Genomic DNA, 11,503 nt, shown 5'->3' with positions numbered 1-11,503 from the left:
ATGCAATATTTGCATATTTCTATATGAGTAATATTACTAGCCGAATTCTTAATCTTTAATAAAAATTCTTTATTATTAAAAATAAATTTATATTTTAAGTTAATATTAAATAAATTTATAAAAATCGCTTATTTTAGGGTTTTATGGCAAATATAAAATTTGTATTAATTTAATATTTTTAGTAAATAAATAATAAAATACTTAAAATTGATATTTAAACTAAAACAAGAAAATTAATTTTAATTTAATCTTATTAAAAAAGATTAGTAGTATTAAAGAGATATAAATTAATACTTAAAATAAAAATTTAGCAAGAAAATAAAAAAATAAAAAACAAGATTAATAAAACATAAGGAAACGAATTTAAATGGAGAGTCACCGGACTCTCCGTAGGATTATTTATCTCTTAAGCCAAGCTCAGAGATTAGTTTTGAATATGTAGTGTAGTCTTTATTTTTAAGATACTTTAAAAGTCTTTTTCTTTGACCAACTAGTTTCAAAAGACCTAAACGTGATGAAAAGTCTTTTTTGAAAATTTTAAGGTGTTCTGTAAGTTCAGTTATTCTAGCTGTTAAAAGAGCTATTTGAACTTCTGGAGAACCTGTATCTCCCTCTTTTCTAGCGAATTTCGCAACTATTTGAGCTTTTTTAGCCGAATCCAAAGCCATAATGACCTCCTGATTGGTGAATTTTGGAAGAGCGATTATAGCATTTAAAACATAAAATTAGATAAAACGGCGCTTTTTAAAAATTAATGAAAAATGCAGTAAAAATTTTATAGAATAATGGCTATTTAAAGAATTTAAGGAAGATAAATGCTTTTTACAAAGGCAAGCGAATACGCTCTACTTTCACTTATTTTAATATCTCAAAAATCATCACCAGTTGATGTTGATACGATTTCAAATGAGCTTAAAATTTCAAAAAGTTTTTTGGCTAAAATTTTACAAAATCTCGCAAAGGATGGAATTTTAAAGTCATTTAAAGGAGCAAATGGCGGTTTTTCTCTAAATGGCAATGCTGAAAATTTAAGTATAAAAAAGATCATTGAATGTGCTGAAAAACGTGAGCTTAATGTCTTTGAATGCTCATCTTCGGCTGATTGTTGCCCATCAAACAAAGCATCAAGCTGTCAAATTTGGTCGATGTTTAGTGATCTTCAAGGCAAGATTGACGAGATGCTTGATGCGATAAAACTAAGTGACATCGTTAAGAAGTAGACTTGGCAAAGCAAAAAAATAGCATTTTAACGCTTGTTGCACCGTTTCTTGCACCGGTTTTAAGGTTCAAAAGTCTTAGCATTGTTGGTATTATAGTCGCCATCCTTGCTATTATCATTGTCCCACTTCCAAGTGCTGTTCTTGACTTTTTTTTGGCGCTTTCGATCTCGATTTCAGTGCTTATTATTTTGATCTCTATTTATGTGCCAAAGCCAACTGATCTTAGTACGTTTCCGACACTTATTCTCATAGTTACATTATTTCGCTTGTCACTAAATATTGCAACCACACGTATGATCCTAAGCGAGGGGCATAACGGCCCAGAAGCGGTTAGTGAGATCATCTCAAGCTTTGGAAATTTTGTCGTTGGTGGCAACTTTGTCATCGGCACCATCGTCTTTTGTATCCTGGTGCTCATAAATTTTATGGTCGTAACCAAAGGTTCAACTCGTGTAAGTGAAGTGCAAGCACGTTTTACACTTGATGCGATGCCAGGTAAGCAAATGGCAATAGACGCGGACCTAAATGCAGGTTTGATCGATGAAAAAACAGCGCGCGAAAGACGCCAGGCTATCATCGGCGAGGCAAATTTTTACGGCGCCATGGACGGTTCGTCTAAATTTATAAAAGGTGACGCCGTAGCCGGCATCATCATAACTATCATCAACATCATCGGCGGTTTTGCTATCGGCTCGTTTCAACATGACCTTGATATGGCTACATCGGCTCAGTACTATACGATCCTAACTATCGGTGATGGCCTTGTGAGCCAGATCCCAGGACTTATCACATCAACAGCGACTGCTATCATCATTACAAGGGCTAGCAAGGATGATGAGGACTTTGCTGAAGGCACTCTAAATCAGCTCTTGGGGGACTATAAAACCTTACTAATAGTGGGCTTCATACTATTCATGTTTGCCCTTGTTCCTGGACTTCCGACATTATCTCTTGGGTTTATTGCATTACTGTTTTTGGGGCTTGGCTACATCATCAAGCAGACCAAAGATGGTGGATTAAATTTAAACCTTGCGACAAAAGACAAAGCTGCTTCTAAAAAGGCTGGAGCAGGTGTGCCTGGTGCTGCAGGAGCTGGTGCAACAAGTGGTGCGGCCGCTAAGATTCCAAAGAAAAGTGATGAAGAGATAGCAAGAGAAGAAGAGACAAAGATAAATGATATCTTGAAGCTTGAAATTTTAGAGCTTGACCTAGGATATGGACTGCTAAAACTAGCCGATGTGGATCTCATTGAAAGAATTCGCGCTATGAGGCGAAATATCGCTTCAAGTCTTGGCTTTTTGATGCCAAAGATAAGGATCCGCGACAACCTTCAACTCCCGCCAAACGAGTACCGCTTTAAGCTAAAGGGCATCATCATCGGACAGGGCGAAATTTATGCGGATAAATTTCTAGCGATGGATAGCGGTCTTGTGAGTGAGGATATCGAGGGGATTCCGACAAAAGAGCCAGCTTTTGGACTAGATGCACTTTGGATCGATGCCAGTGTGAAAGAGGACGCCATACTTAGTGGCTATACGATAGTTGACCCTGCAAGCGTCATCTCAACGCATATGAGCGAGCTTATAAAGCAAAACGCATCCGAGCTTCTAACTCGCCAAGAGACGCAAAATTTGCTCGACAAGCTAAAGATCGATTACCCAGTTGTGGTAGAGGATACGCTAAGAATCGCACCTATAAATTTGATCCAAAAGGTCTTAAAAACGCTGCTTAAAGATAATATCCCAATCAAAGACCTGCTTAGCATACTTGAGGCCATTAGTGATATCGCCGAGGTTAGTAAAAATTTAGACATGATCATCGAACATGTTCGTGCAGCACTCTCACGTGTTATCACTTCGCTTTATGTCGATGAAAAGGGACAGTTAAATTTTTACATTTTAGACAGTGCGGTCCAGCAAAAGCTCATGGACGCAGTGCAATACAAAGACGGCGCATACCACCTGATGATAAATGTAGCTCAGACATCGTCTATCGTGCAGGCTCTAAGGCGTGAAAAAGAGAAGCGTCCGATGAGCCAGCACGGTGAAATGGTGCTTTGCGTGGAGCCAAGCTTGCGCAAATTTATAGCAAATATCTGTGCAAATTTTGCCATCGACATAGTGGTGCTAAGTTTTGCTGAGATCTCTGCAAATACGCCTTTTGAAACAGTTGGCGTCATAGAAATAGAAAATATATAAAGGAAAAAGATGAAAATTTATCACCTTTCACACACCGATCTTGACGGATACGGCGCGCAATACATAACAAATTTTTACTTCAAAGATGTGAAATTTTTAAACTCAAATTATGGCAGAGAGATAGATGATAAATTTGCTCAAATTTTAGCTGAGATAGATGCTTCAAACGATGAAAAAAACATCATTTTGATTACTGATCTAAATTTAACTCTAGCTCAGTGCGAGAGCTTTACTGAGATGATAGAGGGTAAAAATATAAAGCTATTTTTGCTTGATCATCACCAAAGTGGTGCAGAGTGTGCGAGTGCCTATCCATGGTATTTTTTGGATAGTTCAAGGTGCGCTACAAAGATCACCTACGACTTTTTTGCAGGAATTTTTGGCAAAAATAAAGAGCTTGAAATTTTTAGTGACGTCGTAAATGCCGTGGATATCTGGCTAAAAGATGATAAAAATTTTGAGATGGGCAAGGTCTGTTTGGGACTTGTTGCAAACGCTAAAGAGATAAACAAGGTGATGTTTGAGCAAGAAAATAACCTATATATGGATCATGTCCTAAAAGAAGCGAGTAAATTTTTTAACGAAAAAAACGACTATATCGGGCTTGATATGCAGATACACGCGATCAAAAAAACATTTTTCAAAGAGGATAAAGACGATACGCTAAGTAATCTTATCTCAAGCTACGTAGTAAAAAAACTTAGTGAAAATAAAGAGAAATTTAGCATAAACTATAAAGATCATAAAGGTATTTTAACCTACAATATCGGAAATGTTTCGGTTATCGGCAACGACTTTTTGATAGCAAATCCTGAATTTGACTTTTTTATCGATGTGACAAATAAAAAAACGCTAAGTTTTCGTGCTAATGGTAAGCTAGACGTTAGTGCCATGGCAAAGCACCTAGTTGGCGGCGGTGGGCATGTTAATGCAAGTGGTGGGCTATTTACAAATTTTAAAGATGGCTTTAGTTATGAGCCGATTAAAGCCCAGATAATCGATCTAATAACCAAAAAAACACAGGAGGATATATGAAAGAAGAAGAGGTAAGTGTAGAAGAACTTAGCTACGAGCTTAGTATGGTGCTTGAAGCGATGTTCTACTATGCTGGAGTAAAAAAAGACAAACTTGAAGAGGCAGCAAATCTTTATGTCGATTGCATCGATGATGCGTTGGAAAATTCTGATGCTAGTGGAAGCGATGAGGTCATAGAGATAGTTGAGTATATGAAAAAACATCATTCAAAATTATTTAAATAAGGAGAAAATATGAAGAAAATTTTAGTTTTAGCGGCGGCAGTTTTTGCACTAAATGGGTTTGCGAGTGAAAATTTGGATAAGGCAAATGAACTTTATGCAAAGAAAAATTTCAATGAAGCCTACCTTTACTTTAACAAAGCATGCGGCGAGGGTATCAAAAAAGCATGCACTATGAATGCGATCATGCTGTTTAACGGTGACGGCGTAGCAAAAGATAGAGTTCAGGCTGAGAAAATTTTTACAAAAATGTGTGACGAAAACGAGGGTATGGCTTGCGAAAAACTAGGCGAAATGATCGCTTATGGCCTAATAAAAGATAAAGATGGAAATGAAGCAAAGAACGAAGAAAAAGCAAAAGCTTTGTTTAAAAAGGCTTGTGATAACGGCTACAATCCAGCTTGTGACTTTGTGGCAAAATAAATTTAAAAGGGCTTAAAATGAGCTACAAACATAAAGATTTGGTGGGAACTAGAGAGCTTAGCAAGGAAGAAATTTTATATTTTTTAGAGGCGGCGAAAGAGTTTAAGGAGCTAAATTTAAGCCAAGTGAAAAAAAATGACTATCTTCGCGGCAAGACCACGATAAACGCATTTTATGAGAACTCGACTAGAACGAGGACATCCTTTGAGATTGCTGCAAAGAGACTTGGAGCTGATACGATAAATTTCAGCTCATCAAGCTCGAGCGTGACAAAGGGCGAAAGCCTAAATGATACGATGAATAACATGGCTGCGATGAAAAGCGACATCATCGTGCTTCGTCACCCAAGCTCAGGAGCGGCAAAATTTGCAGCTGATAGAACTGATGCTAGCGTCGTAAATGCAGGGGATGGCACAAATGAGCATCCAAGCCAAGCCCTGCTTGATCTTTTTACGTTAAGAGAGCATGGTAAAATTTTAGATAAAAATTTAAGCGTGGCAATTATTGGCGACATTGCTAGGAGTCGTGTGGCAAGGTCAGACATCTGGGCGATGAAGAAATTTGGTATAAATTTAAAGCTCTTTGCACCAAAGATGATGATGCCAAAGGATGCTGAGGTATTTGAGTCTCAAATTTGCAAAAATATGGAGGAGGCTTGCGAGGGTAGCGACGTCATCATCATGCTTCGTATCCAGCTAGAGCGTGGTGGCGCGGACGTGGCTTTTCCAAGCTCGAGAGAGTACTCGAAATTTTTTGGACTAAATAAAAATAGGATAAAGCTAGCTAAACCTGATGCGATCGTGCTACACCCAGGACCGATAAATAGGGGCGTAGAGCTAAACTCAGATGTGGCTGACGGCACGCACTCGGTCATACTAAATCAAGTAGAAAACGGCGTTGCTATAAGAATGGCGATACTAAATACGCTTGCAAAAAATAGGGGCTAAAGATGAAAATAGCAATAATTAACGGCACTATCGTAAATAGCGACGAGAAATTTAAGGCAAATATCCTAATAGAAAACGGCAAAATAGCCAAAATAGGAAGTGAGAAATTTGACGCCGATAAAGTCATAGACGCGATAAATAAGCTCGTCATGCCAGGACTTATCGACATGCACGTGCACTTTCGAGATCCAGGCTATGAGTACAAAGACGACATCATCTCAGGATCACGGGCAGCCGTAGCTGGAGGAGTGACTACCTGCCTTTGCATGGCAAACACAAATCCAGTAAATGATAACGCCTCTATCACAAGAGCAATGATAGAAAAGGCTAAAAACTGCGGACTCATCGATCTTTTACCAATTGCAGCCATCAGTAAAGGACTTGGCGGCAACGAGATCGTTGAAATGGGCGATCTTATAGAGGCTGGAGCAGTTGCATTTAGTGACGATGGTCTACCAGTAACTAGCTCAAGCGTGATGAGAGCGGCACTTGAGTACTCAAGTATGTTTGGTAGCTTTTGTATAAGCCACTCAGAGGACTGCTCGCTTTGCAGACAGGGCGTCATGCACGAGGGTAAAGTCTCAGCCATACTTGGACTTCGTGGAATGGCGAGAGAGAAAGAGGAAATCGCAGTGAGTCGTGACATGCTACTAGCAAAGCTTACTAAAGCGCACATTCACATCGCTCACGTAAGCTCGGAGTACTCGCTAAAGATCATCGAAATGGGCAAAAAAGAGGGCATAAACATCACTTGTGAGGCCACACCTCACCACTTTAGCTTTAGTGACGATGAAATTTTGAAAAATGCCTATGATACAAATTTTAAAATGTCACCACCGCTTCGTGAGATAAGCGATGTAAAAGCGGTAAGAGAGGCGCTAAAAAGGGGTCTTATAGACGTTATCGCAACCGATCATGCGCCGCACCATACAGACGAAAAGATAGTGGAATTTGACAAGGCGCCATTTGGTATCATCGGACTTCAAACTCTTGTACCGCTTACTTTAAAGCTCGTAAATGAAGGCGTCATAAGCTTGGAGCGAATGGTTGAGCTAACCTCTACAAATGCGGCTAAAATGCTAAATTTAAAAGACAAAGGTAAGCTCGCAGAGGGCATGCTGGCTGATATTGCGGTGATAGACCCTGAGATCGAGTACGTTTATGATGAAAAGATAAACCGCTCAAAATCAATAAACTCTCCACTCTTTGGTAAAAAACTAAAAGGCGCAGCGACTACGACGATAAAAAGTGGCAAGATCGTTTATGAGTTTGGAAAATAATATATAAATTTGCTCGTTTTGACGGGCAAATTTTAAATCTGAAAAAGTCAAAATTTGCTAGAAATTTCTAGCAAATTTTGGTTTGGATTATGAGTTATATTTTTTAACGATACCGCGAACAACTTTTTCGATAAAAAGCGCAGAGGCGACTTCGCAGTGTTCTCTTGTTGAGTGCGGTGAGTAGATGTTTGGTCCAATAGAACAAGCACTAAGACCTGCTTTTTTCTCCAAAAGCACTCCACACTCAAGACCTGCGTGAACGGCTGTAATCCTAGCTTCTGGCTTATAAATTTTAAGCTCTTCTAAGATATCGTTTGCAAATTTATCGTTTATAGGCTTCCAAGCTGGGTTTCTGTCTTTGCTGATAACGCTAAAACCAACTGCTTTTGCAAGCTCAGAAATTTCAAATTCCATTCTATTTAGTCCATCTTTACTCATTGATCTTGCAAAAAATTCCACTTCAAGCGTGCCGTCATCTTTGATCTTTGCAAGTGAGAGATTGACACTATCTTGTGGTATGCCTAGCTCGCAGTTGTAGGCTCTTACGCCTTGAGAAAATGAGTTAATAAGAGCTAAAATTTTCTCGCCATTTTCTAAAATTTCATCTCCCGTGCCAAGCTTTTTCACGCTTAAATTCTCACACTCGCTCTTTAGCTCTTTGTCGCTTAAAACTAGCGCAGTTGCGCTACTTGGGATAGAGTTGCTTCGCTCTCCACCTTCAAATTTCACTAGTTTGCAACCATTTTTAGTCACAAATGTGGCCAAAACCTTGATCGCATTTGGGATATTTTTATGTATCTCATTGCCAGAGTGTCCACCTGGCAGGCCGCTTACTTTTACTTCATAAAGCGTACTCTCTTTTGTTTTTTTACTATCTAGCGCGATAGTGGCAAATAAATTTATACCGCCAGCACAGCCGATAGTGACGCGGTCGTCCTCTTCGCTGTCTAAATTTAAAAGCTTATCGGCTTTTAGATCACCGCTAAAGCCAGCAGCCCCAACCATGCCAACTTCTTCGTTATTTGTAAATAGGCACTCAATGTCGTCAAATTCGCTTATCATCTGCATCATTATAGCTACGCCGATGCCGTTATCTGCACCAAGAGATGAGTTTTTGGCCCTCATGTAGCCATCATCGCCGTAAACTATCTCGATCTTTGGAGCATCACCCATGCAGACCATATCATAGTGGCTTTGCAAGCAAATTTTTGGTTTGCCTTTAAATGCGTGGATGTTTCCAAAACTATCGACAACGACCTCACAGCCCTTATCTTTTGCATAACTAGCTAGAAAATCACGCATCTTGTCAGTATTATAACTACAGTGCGGTATCGCTGCAAGCGTTTCAAATTTTGTTAAAATTTCACTCTTTGACATATTTGCCTCCATAAATTTATTTTATCTCGCCCTTATAACCAGTCGCATCGACCGCCTTTAAAAGCTCTTTTTCATCGACATTATCATCTGCTATGATGGCAGCTTTTCGCTCCTTTAACGATACATCCGCCTTTTTCACGCCCTCAACGCTAAGTGCGGCCTTTCTTACTATCGCAGTGCAAAGCGGACAGTGCATGCTAGGTACGGAAATTTCTATCTTTTTATCAGCATAGCTTGCTACTATTAAAATGGCTAAAACTAAAATTTTACGCATAAATTTCTCCTAAAAGCTCTGGATATGTAAGGAGTAAAAGCAAAATCACTCCAAAAAGTATATATATAAGTATCCATTTTTTCTTTTTATAGCTTAGGTTGCAGCTTTTTGGCTTGTAAAATAGACTAATTCCTGAAATCACAAAACAAATGACAGCCACAACGCTTAAAATAGTGCGGTACTCGTATAAATTTTGTGTCCAAGATAGAAATGAAAAAGATGTGCCAAAAAGCAAAAAAAGAAGTGCTGGCAAGCAGCACAAGGTAGCACCGATAGCGCTACCTATGGATGTGAGTATCAGCCAAAAGGCTTTCATTTTAGCTCTGTTGAGACGTAGTCGTAGCTAAATTCTTTTGGTGAATAGTAGTTTTGTGTGTTGCCATCAACTTCAGCGTATGGGTAACCGAAGTTATTTAGCGGAGTTTGCTCAGGCTCTGGCTTTAAGATAAAGTCGCGTCCGTAGTTAAAGCCTATCCAGCACATCTCCCAGTTGCCAAAGCAATAGTCCCTAACAGCTACGATCTTAGCGTCGTCGTTTGTTAATTTCTCTCCTAGTCTTACTTTTGTAACATCAGCTGGATCAACAGGTATCCAACCATAGCCTTTTAGGTAAAATTCAGCCCTGCAGTGTTGTCCGCCTGAAATTTTAGCGACGCCTTCTTTTGCGCTACCCATCTGATCTGAAAATCTAGACTGACCAACCCTAATGCCAAAAATTTCTCTAGCAGGGATACCAACTGATCTGCAAAGTCCCACAAAAACAGAGTTTATGTCGGTGCATTTGCCCACTAGTTTTCCGCTTTCTAGTATCGCTCTAACGTCGCCTGTGCCACATCCTAGGATGCTATTGTCACGCTGCATAGTGTTTGCAACCCATGTATAAATGGCCTTTGCACGCTCCAAATCGCCCTTTAAATTTCCAACGATCTCTAGCGCTTTTGCTCTTACGACGCCATCGGTTGGAATGTGTGAGGTTGGCTTTAGATACTCTAAAATCGCAGGATCTACCTTCTCGTTTGGATCGAAATTCACTTTGCTAAAGTTAGTATTTCGCTCTGTTGTTTGGATTTTAAACTGCACATTTAAAACAGGTCTTGGCTCATTTTCTTCAAAATCAGCATACATCGTTGGTATAAGCGTATCTGAGATATAAACATTTTTAGCAGTTGTGTTTATGACATAGTCTTGTGTTAGGTGTTGGTAGGTTGTGTTTATCGGAAGCGGTAACCAAATTTTTGAGTTTTTGCCCTTCTCAAGTAGCTGGTGTTTAAAATTTACATCAAAATTTCTAACTACTGGGCTTGCTGGCTCATCGCTAGCTAAACTAACATTTGGAAGCAGACTAGCTGCACCTAAAAGACCGCCAAATTTAAAAAAATCTCTTCTTTGCATGAGATGCCTTTTGTTTAATATTAGCCAAACTTGGCTCTAAAACTGCCTGCTATTCTAGCATAAAAATTTTATTTATGATAAAATCCGCCACATGAAAAAGATTATATTTTTAGGCTTTATAGCGTTATTTTGCAACGGTTGTCTTTACATGAATGAGCGCGGAGTTTCGACTCAATATTATAATGACTGTAAAGAGTATTATGACGCGACTGGCACCTACCAAAAAGAGTGTCCGCACAACATCGTCGACTGGAAATAGCGTGAATCTTAGTAAATTTAATGAGCAGCAAAAGCAAATTTTTAATAGGATAGAAAATTTATCAAATTTTGATTGCGAGCTCGAGTTAAAAGATAGTGTAAATGTGAAATTTAAGAATTTACATCAAGCTAGAAAAGATGAAATTTATGATCTTGCTCTTAGCCTACAGCCTTGGCGAAAAGGACCATTTGAAATTGATGATATATATATAGATAGCGAGTGGCAAAGTTTTATCAAATTTAATATCTTAGCCCCTCATCTAAATTTAGCTGGTAAAAGCGTGGCTGATGTTGGTTGCAACAATGGATATTATATGTTTAAAATGCTTGAATACGGTCCAAAAAGCATAACCGGCTTTGATCCTAGCGTGCATACATTTTTGCAGTTTAAATTTTTAAACAAATTTATCCGCTCAAATATCGCTTATGAGCTTCTTGGTGTTGAGAGCTTGCCTGAGTATGGAGCTAAATTTGATACGATTTTTTGTCTTGGAGTGATATATCACAGAAGTGATCCTATTAAAATGCTAAAAGAGCTAAAAATGGCTTTGAATCCTGGCGGTGAGCTATTTTTGGATACTATGTATATTGACATGGAGGGTGATTTTGTGCTGAGCCCAAAAGATAGGTATTCAAAAATTCCAAATATCTACTTTGTACCGACTCTCTCAGCCTTACAAAACTGGTGCGAGAGGGCTAAATTTAGGGATTTTACCTTGCTTGATACGAAGGCTACTGATCTAAATGAGCAGCGAAAAACGCAGTGGATAGATGGTGAGAGTCTTGGAAATTTCTTAGACCCAAATGACAGCACAAAAACAATCGAGGGCTACCCAGCACCAAAAAGAGCATATGTTAGAGTTAAAATTTAAGGATAA

At 38.9% G+C, this 11,503-nt stretch carries 14 protein-coding genes; 9 read left to right on the top strand and 5 right to left on the bottom strand.

Annotated features, from left to right (window positions below; all coding sequences use genetic code 11):
* Nucleotides 1–395 precede the first annotated feature (395 nt).
* Complete coding sequence (gene rpsO, locus ACTTKV_RS02685; RefSeq protein WP_004317763.1) at nt 396–668, bottom strand: 30S ribosomal protein S15; 273 nt, start codon at nt 666–668, stop codon at nt 396–398.
* A 147-nt stretch (nt 669–815) separates the two neighbouring features.
* Between rpsO and ACTTKV_RS02680 the strand changes: the two genes are divergently transcribed.
* From ACTTKV_RS02680 to ACTTKV_RS02650, 7 genes are read left to right on the top strand one after another with little or no spacing between them, the layout of a single operon-like run.
* The gene (locus ACTTKV_RS02680) at nt 816–1,220 is read left to right on the top strand and encodes an Rrf2 family transcriptional regulator (RefSeq protein ID WP_442549116.1); all 405 of its coding nucleotides are present in this window, start codon (nt 816–818) and stop codon (nt 1,218–1,220) included.
* A 2-nt stretch (nt 1,221–1,222) separates the two neighbouring features.
* Entirely contained in the window at nt 1,223–3,418 is a 2,196-nt protein-coding gene (gene flhA / locus ACTTKV_RS02675) for a flagellar biosynthesis protein FlhA (RefSeq protein ID WP_442549115.1), read from the top strand.
* Nucleotides 3,419–3,427: 9 nt separating this feature from the next.
* Nucleotides 3,428–4,453: a DHH family phosphoesterase gene (locus ACTTKV_RS02670; RefSeq protein ID WP_442549114.1), complete on the top strand. Its 1,026-nt coding sequence runs from the start codon at nt 3,428–3,430 to the stop codon at nt 4,451–4,453.
* On the top strand, nt 4,450–4,677 hold the full coding sequence (locus ACTTKV_RS02665; RefSeq protein WP_442549113.1) for a hypothetical protein: 228 nt from the start codon (nt 4,450–4,452) through the stop codon (nt 4,675–4,677). Before ACTTKV_RS02670 ends, ACTTKV_RS02665 begins: the two co-directional genes overlap by 4 nt.
* Nucleotides 4,678–4,686: 9 nt before the next feature.
* A complete protein-coding gene (locus ACTTKV_RS02660; RefSeq protein ID WP_442549112.1) occupies nt 4,687–5,097 on the top strand; it encodes a tetratricopeptide repeat protein in 411 nt (136 codons plus the stop codon).
* Between the two features lie 17 nt (nt 5,098–5,114).
* Nucleotides 5,115–6,044: an aspartate carbamoyltransferase catalytic subunit gene (locus tag ACTTKV_RS02655; protein WP_442549111.1), complete on the top strand. Its 930-nt coding sequence runs from the start codon at nt 5,115–5,117 to the stop codon at nt 6,042–6,044.
* 2 nt (nt 6,045–6,046) lie between these two features.
* Complete coding sequence (locus tag ACTTKV_RS02650; RefSeq protein ID WP_442549110.1) at nt 6,047–7,324, top strand: dihydroorotase; 1,278 nt, start codon at nt 6,047–6,049, stop codon at nt 7,322–7,324.
* Between the two features lie 87 nt (nt 7,325–7,411).
* Here the strand turns inward: ACTTKV_RS02650 and ACTTKV_RS02645 are convergent, their stop codons facing one another.
* Genes ACTTKV_RS02645 through ACTTKV_RS02630 form a run of 4 tightly spaced genes read right to left on the bottom strand, consistent with a single transcriptional unit; the run spans nt 7,412 to nt 10,367 of the window.
* Nucleotides 7,412–8,701, bottom strand: coding sequence for a M28 family peptidase (locus ACTTKV_RS02645; RefSeq protein WP_442549109.1), 1,290 nt, complete (start codon nt 8,699–8,701; stop codon nt 7,412–7,414).
* A gap of 16 nt (nt 8,702–8,717) precedes the next feature.
* Nucleotides 8,718–8,975 (bottom strand): heavy-metal-associated domain-containing protein, encoded by a 258-nt coding sequence (locus ACTTKV_RS02640; protein WP_442549108.1) that lies wholly within the window; start codon nt 8,973–8,975, stop codon nt 8,718–8,720.
* Nucleotides 8,968–9,291: an aryl sulfotransferase gene (locus tag ACTTKV_RS02635; protein WP_442549107.1), complete on the bottom strand. Its 324-nt coding sequence runs from the start codon at nt 9,289–9,291 to the stop codon at nt 8,968–8,970. Before ACTTKV_RS02635 ends, ACTTKV_RS02640 begins: the two co-directional genes overlap by 8 nt.
* Nucleotides 9,288–10,367 (bottom strand): transglutaminase domain-containing protein, encoded by a 1,080-nt coding sequence (locus tag ACTTKV_RS02630; RefSeq protein ID WP_442549106.1) that lies wholly within the window; start codon nt 10,365–10,367, stop codon nt 9,288–9,290. The genes ACTTKV_RS02635 and ACTTKV_RS02630 overlap by 4 nt, the downstream gene beginning before the upstream one ends.
* Before the next feature lie 91 nt (nt 10,368–10,458).
* Here ACTTKV_RS02630 and ACTTKV_RS02625 point away from each other — a divergent pair, with 91 nt between their 5' ends.
* Both ACTTKV_RS02625 and cmoB read left to right on the top strand, forming a co-directional pair.
* A complete protein-coding gene (locus tag ACTTKV_RS02625) occupies nt 10,459–10,626 on the top strand; it encodes a hypothetical protein (protein ID WP_002942642.1) in 168 nt (55 codons plus the stop codon).
* A 1-nt stretch (nt 10,627) separates the two neighbouring features.
* Entirely contained in the window at nt 10,628–11,497 is an 870-nt protein-coding gene (cmoB, locus tag ACTTKV_RS02620) for a tRNA 5-methoxyuridine(34)/uridine 5-oxyacetic acid(34) synthase CmoB (RefSeq protein ID WP_442549143.1), read from the top strand.
* Nucleotides 11,498–11,503 lie beyond the last annotated feature (6 nt).

It is taken from the genome of Campylobacter sp., from assembly GCF_052169515.1.
GTDB lineage: Bacteria > Campylobacterota > Campylobacteria > Campylobacterales > Campylobacteraceae > Campylobacter_A.
The sequence above is the reverse complement of the archived record's forward strand: the minus strand, read 5'-3'. Positions and strand labels throughout refer to the sequence as shown.

Bases quoted from the DNA above. Each gene is read 5' to 3' on its own strand.
- rpsO (WP_004317763.1), bottom strand. From the start codon at position 668: ATGGCTTTGGATTCGGCTAAAAAAGCTCAAATAGTTGCGAAATTCGCT.
- ACTTKV_RS02680 (WP_442549116.1), top strand. From the start codon at position 816: ATGCTTTTTACAAAGGCAAGCGAATACGCTCTACTTTCACTTATTTTA.
- ACTTKV_RS02670 (WP_442549114.1), top strand. From the start codon at position 3,428: ATGAAAATTTATCACCTTTCACACACCGATCTTGACGGATACGGCGCG.
- ACTTKV_RS02665 (WP_442549113.1), top strand. From the start codon at position 4,450: ATGAAAGAAGAAGAGGTAAGTGTAGAAGAACTTAGCTACGAGCTTAGT.
- ACTTKV_RS02660 (WP_442549112.1), top strand. From the start codon at position 4,687: ATGAAGAAAATTTTAGTTTTAGCGGCGGCAGTTTTTGCACTAAATGGG.
- ACTTKV_RS02655 (WP_442549111.1), top strand. From the start codon at position 5,115: ATGAGCTACAAACATAAAGATTTGGTGGGAACTAGAGAGCTTAGCAAG.
- ACTTKV_RS02650 (WP_442549110.1), top strand. From the start codon at position 6,047: ATGAAAATAGCAATAATTAACGGCACTATCGTAAATAGCGACGAGAAA.
- ACTTKV_RS02645 (WP_442549109.1), bottom strand. From the start codon at position 8,701: ATGTCAAAGAGTGAAATTTTAACAAAATTTGAAACGCTTGCAGCGATA.
- ACTTKV_RS02640 (WP_442549108.1), bottom strand. From the start codon at position 8,975: ATGCGTAAAATTTTAGTTTTAGCCATTTTAATAGTAGCAAGCTATGCT.
- ACTTKV_RS02635 (WP_442549107.1), bottom strand. From the start codon at position 9,291: ATGAAAGCCTTTTGGCTGATACTCACATCCATAGGTAGCGCTATCGGT.
- ACTTKV_RS02630 (WP_442549106.1), bottom strand. From the start codon at position 10,367: ATGCAAAGAAGAGATTTTTTTAAATTTGGCGGTCTTTTAGGTGCAGCT.
- ACTTKV_RS02625 (WP_002942642.1), top strand. From the start codon at position 10,459: ATGAAAAAGATTATATTTTTAGGCTTTATAGCGTTATTTTGCAACGGT.